Below are 5,569 nucleotides of genomic sequence, written 5' to 3' on the forward strand. Positions count from 1 at the left end.
TGGCGCTGGCCGACAAGGCCGGGGTGCGCACCTTGTTCGGTGAAGCGTTCGAGTATCAGCAGACGGTGCCGTTTTTCGCGCTGTTCATGGCGACCCTGCGCGCCGATCCGCCGGTTGGAGACGCCGAGGCGCTGAGCCTGCTGGGCGGCTCGGCGGATTTGCGCTACTGGGTGGTGCACGATCTGGCCGACGCGATCCATGCAGCGGCCGCACAGACCCCGCTGGCGATCGTGCTGGAAGACATCCACTGGGCCGATAACAGCACCCTGTTGGCGCTGCGATCGCTAGCCACCGCACGGCAAGATCTGCCAGTGCTGTGGGTGCTGACCACCCGCAGCGGGGCCGGCGGGCCAGCGGTGCAGGAGACGTTGTCGGTGCTGCAACGCGCGGATGCCACAGTTGTGCAGGTGGCCGCGATGTCGCCAAACGCGGTCGCCGACATGGTCCAGGATGCGGTGCGCGCCAACGCCGATGCGTCGCTGTTGACTCTGGCCGCGAAGGCGCACGGAAATCCATTCCTCGTCGGGGAGCTGGTCGGGGGTCTGGGCGAGGAGGGCCGGCTCAATGTCAGCGGCGGCCGTGCGGTGGCCAGCGGACACGGGCTGCCGCGCCGGCTGGGCGCAGGTATGCAGCAGCGACTCGACCTGCTCTCCGCCGGTGCCGGCGAAGTGGTGCGGGTGGCCGCGGTGCTGCCGGACCGGTTCTCGGCTGGTTTGCTCGCCGCGATGCTGGGACGCCAGCCGGCGTCGTTGATGTCGGCTGTCGAGGAGGCGGTGCGCGCGGATCTGCTCGTCGAAGACGATGAGCAGCTGAGGTTTCGGCACGACTTGCTGCGGGAGGCCACCCGACAGTCGTTGCCGGAGTCGCTGCGCCGGGCGATGGAGCGCCAGTCGGCATCGGTCATGCTGGGCATGGGCGCGGCGCCGGCCGAGGTGGCCATCCAGTTGGCACGCAGCGCCGAACCCGGGGACCGGGAAGCGATCAACGCGCTGCGCCAAGCCGCCCAAGCAGTTGGGCACAGCGATGCCAGTGCGGCCGCCGACCTGAGCCAGCGTGCGCTCGAGCTGTTGGCCGCCGATGACGCTGACCGCGGGCTGCTGGTGGCCGAAACGGTCGGGTTGCTGAACCGGGCCAGCCGCTATCAGGAGGCCGAAGAGTTGGCCGTTGCAGCGCTCTCGGAGCTGGCGTCGCCCGAGCAGGAGGCCGAGATTCGCCTGCGCCTCCCGACTCTCACCAAGCACAGCACCCAGCGGCGCGTCGAGGAGAATCGTCGCGCGCTGCAGTTGGGCAACATCAGCGAGGTCACCCGCGCCCGGCATCTGGCGTACCTCGCCTACAACCTGACGTTCCACGACCCACTTGGGCAACGGCCGGCGGCAGCTGACGAGGCGGCCGCGGCCGCGGAATCAACCGGTGATCTCGAGTCGAAGATAGTGGCTGACGTCACCTTCGCGTTGCTCGACTGTGGGGAGGGGTATGCGGGCCACTCGGTGCGCCGCCTCGAGGAGCTGTGCGCGCTCGCCCGCTCGAGTGATGCGGCCGCAGCTCATGACTTTGCAGCAATACATTACCCGCTCCTGCTGGTGGTGGTCGGCCGGTTGGACGACGCTGCGGCCCGGGTCGCCGAGGGAACAACGCAAGCCCGCCGGGAAGGCAACGCGATGGCCCTTGACATCTGGGTCGCGCTTGAGGGGATGGTCCATCTCGCTGCGGGCCGGTTGTCTGCTGCCCGCGCCGCGGCTGAATCCCTGCCCCCACCGCCGCGGACAGGCGTGACCGAGCGGGACATGATGCGCACGGTGATTCTGGCCGAGGTGGCGGCGCGCACCGATGACCGAAACTTGTTGCAGCAGACGGTCAATGATGCGCGCGACGCCGACTCCACTGGCTCATCTGTGGTGCGTTGGGTAGCGGCGCACATTCTGGCGCTGGCGGCGTGGCAGCGCAATGACGCCCAGGACGCGATGCGCTGGCTCGCCGACATCAGGCTGTTCGAAGGATCATTCTGGCCCCAGGTCTTAGATCAGGTGATCTTGGGTGCGCGGGTGGCGTCGGCCGCCGGTGATGCCGGCTTGCGCGCGCGTGTCCTGCAGGCCGCCGACCTGCTCGAGCGTGAGCGGCCGGCGATCCCGCTCTTCACGGGGGTAGCTCAACACGCCCGCGGGATTCTCGAGGGTGAAGTCCAGGCACTACTGGCTGCCGCCGACGTGCTGCACTCGTCGTCGCGGCCGCTTCTGTACGCCGCGGCCGCCGAGGACACCGGCGACGAACTCGCCCGCACCGATCGTGGCGGTGAGGCGGTCGATCAACTCAATGCCGCATTCGACACCTACCTGGGACACGAAGCGCTCGCCGATGCACGCCGTGTCGGTCGCGCGCTGCGCGGGCTGGGCGTGGAACGGCGCATCGTCAGCCAGCCGCGGGCAAAGGGAGGCTGGGACAGCCTCACCGACTCCGAGCTCAAAGTTGTCAACCTGATCGCAGCCGGCGTGACCAACCGCGACGCCGCCGTGCAGCTGCACCTTTCGCTCCATACGGTGAAAAACCACGTCCACAATGCGTTCGCCAAGCTGGGCATCAACTCCCGCGCCCAGCTAGCACAGCTCATGCATGGGTTGGAATGACCAGCCCGTCACCTATCGGATCCGCCTAGTACTAGATCCCTGCGGCCCTAAACATGAATCCTCGGGCCATGGTGCTGGGCAGCCCGCGCGACGACCGTAGTAGTAGTCAACTAATGGTGTTCTCACTCGAACGACGGCCGAGGCAAGGCCAGACACCGCGCTCGTGAGCACAACGAGGAAAAGAGCGAAAGATGCTGAGTGCAACCCTTGGAATGCTGGCGATGCTGCCGGTGGTGTTCGGTGTCGCCGGGTGGGCGATGGTGTCCCGATGACCGCAACCTCGCCTAGATCGGTCACCGAATCAGCAAGTAGCACTATCGATCCCGACGCGCGGCCAAGATGCACGAACGATGGCGAACTGAGCGCGGGATTTCACTCTGACCTGACGATCGATGAGGGTGCGGTGGACGCACTCTTCACCGCCGAGGAACTTGCTGCCGGATTCGACGAGAACCTCGACGATGGCAAGTGGACCGCCGAGTATCGGCGGCTCGCCGCCGAACAAGCCGCGTTGCGCCGAGTGGCCACGCTCGTCGCGCGCGGCGTTGAACCGTTGGAGGTATTTGGCGCGGTGGCCGACGAGATGCGCCGATGCGTGCCTGCCGACACCGCCGGATTGTGGCGCTTCGAGACGGATCGCCAGATCACCATCGTGGCTGCTGCTGCCGAACCCGAGGCGCTGGCTCGATGGCCGCTGGGCACGCGAACTCCGATGGCAGGCAACACCCTCGCAACCCTGGTGCAACGCAGCGGCCGGCCCGCACGGATAGACAGCTACGACAACGTCGCCGGGCCGATCGCTGCTCGCGTGCGCGCGGTAGGTGTGGGCGCGGCGGTGGGCGTACCAATCATCGTTGACGGACGGGTGTGGGGCTTGGCGGCTGTCGGTTCCCTGCAAGACCGCCCTATGCCCGCCGACACGGAGGTCCACATCAGCCGCTTCGCCGAACTGATCGCCACTGCACTCGTGGCCGGCCATCGCGACGAGCAGAACAGGCAGCTCCTCGCTGAGGCGTCAGGACGGTCGAATCTGGTCGACGCGTTGCTTGACGGCCGAGCTTTCGACGACTGGAGCCTGTTGGAGGTCGCCGGCAAGCTTCGGCTGCCGATCAATGGTCCTTTCATGGTGATCGCCACCCACATTCCCACCGCGGGCGATGAGCCGCTCCCCGAGATCGAGTCGAAGCTGCGCAGCCTCGACATCTTTTCGGCGTGGCGGCTGCTGCCTGATTTGCAGGTCGGCATCGTGCACGTCGCGTGCGACCGGAAACTCGACTTGGTTGTTGCCCTAATGTCGCGGATGACGACTGGGCGGGTGGGGGTCAGTGCGGCCTTCACGGATCTGCGCAATACGCCACGGGCCCTGCATGTGGCAAGGGTGATGTTGCGGGGCCCAACCGATTCCACATCTTCGGTCGCGGTGTTCGACGGCTCCATCCTGGCCACCGCAGCCGTGAGCGCGCCGGAGGCGATGATCCAAACGGCCGGTGCTGCGTTGAACGGTTTCGGCGACCTTCCCAACGACGAGCGGGAGACGCTTTTCGAAACGTTTCGGGTGTGGCAGGACAATGATGCGTCGGTGCGTGGCGCAGCCGAGGTCCTTATTTGCCACCCGAACACCGTCCGCCACCGCTTGCGTCGGATCGAGAAACACACCGGCCGATCCCTCTCGCGGCCAAGGGATATCGCCGAACTGTGTTTGGCTTTCGAGGTACATCGCCGCTTCATGTGACCGAAGCATGTTCAGATAATCAAATTGCATTACGCGAGGCAATATAGCCAACGACTGGTCTCCGCGACTGCGGCATTAAGGTCTACACATCGGCCCAGTAGGCCATGTGGGTCGGTCTGTCGAGAGCTCGATGTCGGCTCCCAGTTAGTCGGTACTCGATGTCGTCGCGAACAATTGCAATTGTCTGAAACAACGTCGTTGTGCACAGGCACTGCGAAGGGCCAATGACGTTGTGCATGCCGACGTCGACAGGAAGCGCTGTCTCCGAGAACCTCGAGATGACCATGTAAATCGGAACGAAGCGGGGAAACCTATGAGTGGCTATCAGATTGGCTACATTGTCGGCAGCCTTTCAGCCCAGTCAATCAATCGCACGCTGGCCGAGGCACTCATCCGCTTGGCGCCGGAGTATCTGGAGTTCGTCGAGATCCCGATACTGGATCTTCCGCTTTACAACCGCGATCTCGACGCCGATTACCCGCTGGCGGCTCGAATGCTCAAGGACGCGATCGACGCCGCCGACGCGTTGCTCTTCATTACGCCGGAGTACAACCGAGGCGTGCCGGGCGTCCTGAAGAACGCTATCGACTGGGCCAGCCGCCCGCATGGAACAAACTCATTCGCGCATAAGCCGTCGGCGGTGATCGGCGCCTCCCCAGGTAAGCTCGGAACCGCTGTGGCGCAACAGAGTCTGCGCAGCGCGCTCAGCTTCTGTGACTCACCCCAGATGACCGCGCCCGAGGCTTATGTCCAAGTCACCCCAGGAATGATCACTGGCGACGGTGAAGTCACCGAGGCGTCCACAGAACAATTCCTGCGCAACTACATGGACGCGTTCGGCATCTTCGTCAACCGCGTTCACACCGCGCTGGCCCTCGTGCGCTGAGGTGCCGATCGAACCTATGAAGGCGATAGGGTTATGTTCGATCGCACGCTCGTCGAGCGGTGGGAGGGATCGACATGAACGGCTCCGCGCGGACCTACGACTGGCCGGCCCTGGTGGTGGACGAATGGACCGCGACCCGCGAAACCTTGCATATGTGGACACAGATTGTCGGCAAGGTCCGCATGGCGCACATGCCGCTGGTGAACCACTGGTGGCAAGTGACGCTGTACGTGAGTCCCCGGGGCTTGACCACCGGCGCAATCCCATATCGGGATGCGGTGTTCGACATGGAGTTCGACTTTGTCAACCAGAATCTTGCGATCCGGA

4 protein-coding genes are annotated in these 5,569 nt (G+C 65.1%); all 4 read left to right on the forward strand.

Going from position 1 to position 5,569, the window contains the following annotated elements:
* Nucleotides 1–2,624, forward strand: a 2,624-nt coding sequence (locus QOC76_RS23615) for a helix-turn-helix transcriptional regulator (protein ID WP_526360975.1), incomplete at its 5' end; no start/stop codon positions are given.
* A 403-nt stretch (nucleotides 2,625–3,027) separates the two neighbouring features.
* Complete coding sequence (locus QOC76_RS23620) at nucleotides 3,028–4,356, forward strand: PucR family transcriptional regulator (protein ID WP_526360977.1); 1,329 nt, start codon at nucleotides 3,028–3,030, stop codon at nucleotides 4,354–4,356.
* A gap of 313 nt (nucleotides 4,357–4,669) precedes the next feature.
* Nucleotides 4,670–5,242: an NADPH-dependent FMN reductase gene (locus QOC76_RS23625; RefSeq protein ID WP_526360979.1), complete on the forward strand. Its 573-nt coding sequence runs from the start codon at nucleotides 4,670–4,672 to the stop codon at nucleotides 5,240–5,242.
* A gap of 74 nt (nucleotides 5,243–5,316) precedes the next feature.
* The coding region (locus QOC76_RS23630; RefSeq protein ID WP_526360981.1) for a DUF5996 family protein at nucleotides 5,317–5,569 on the forward strand (253 nt) is incomplete at its 3' end.

Source organism: Mycobacterium sp. (assembly GCF_032159565.1).
In the GTDB taxonomy this organism is placed as follows: domain Bacteria; phylum Actinomycetota; class Actinomycetes; order Mycobacteriales; family Mycobacteriaceae; genus Mycobacterium.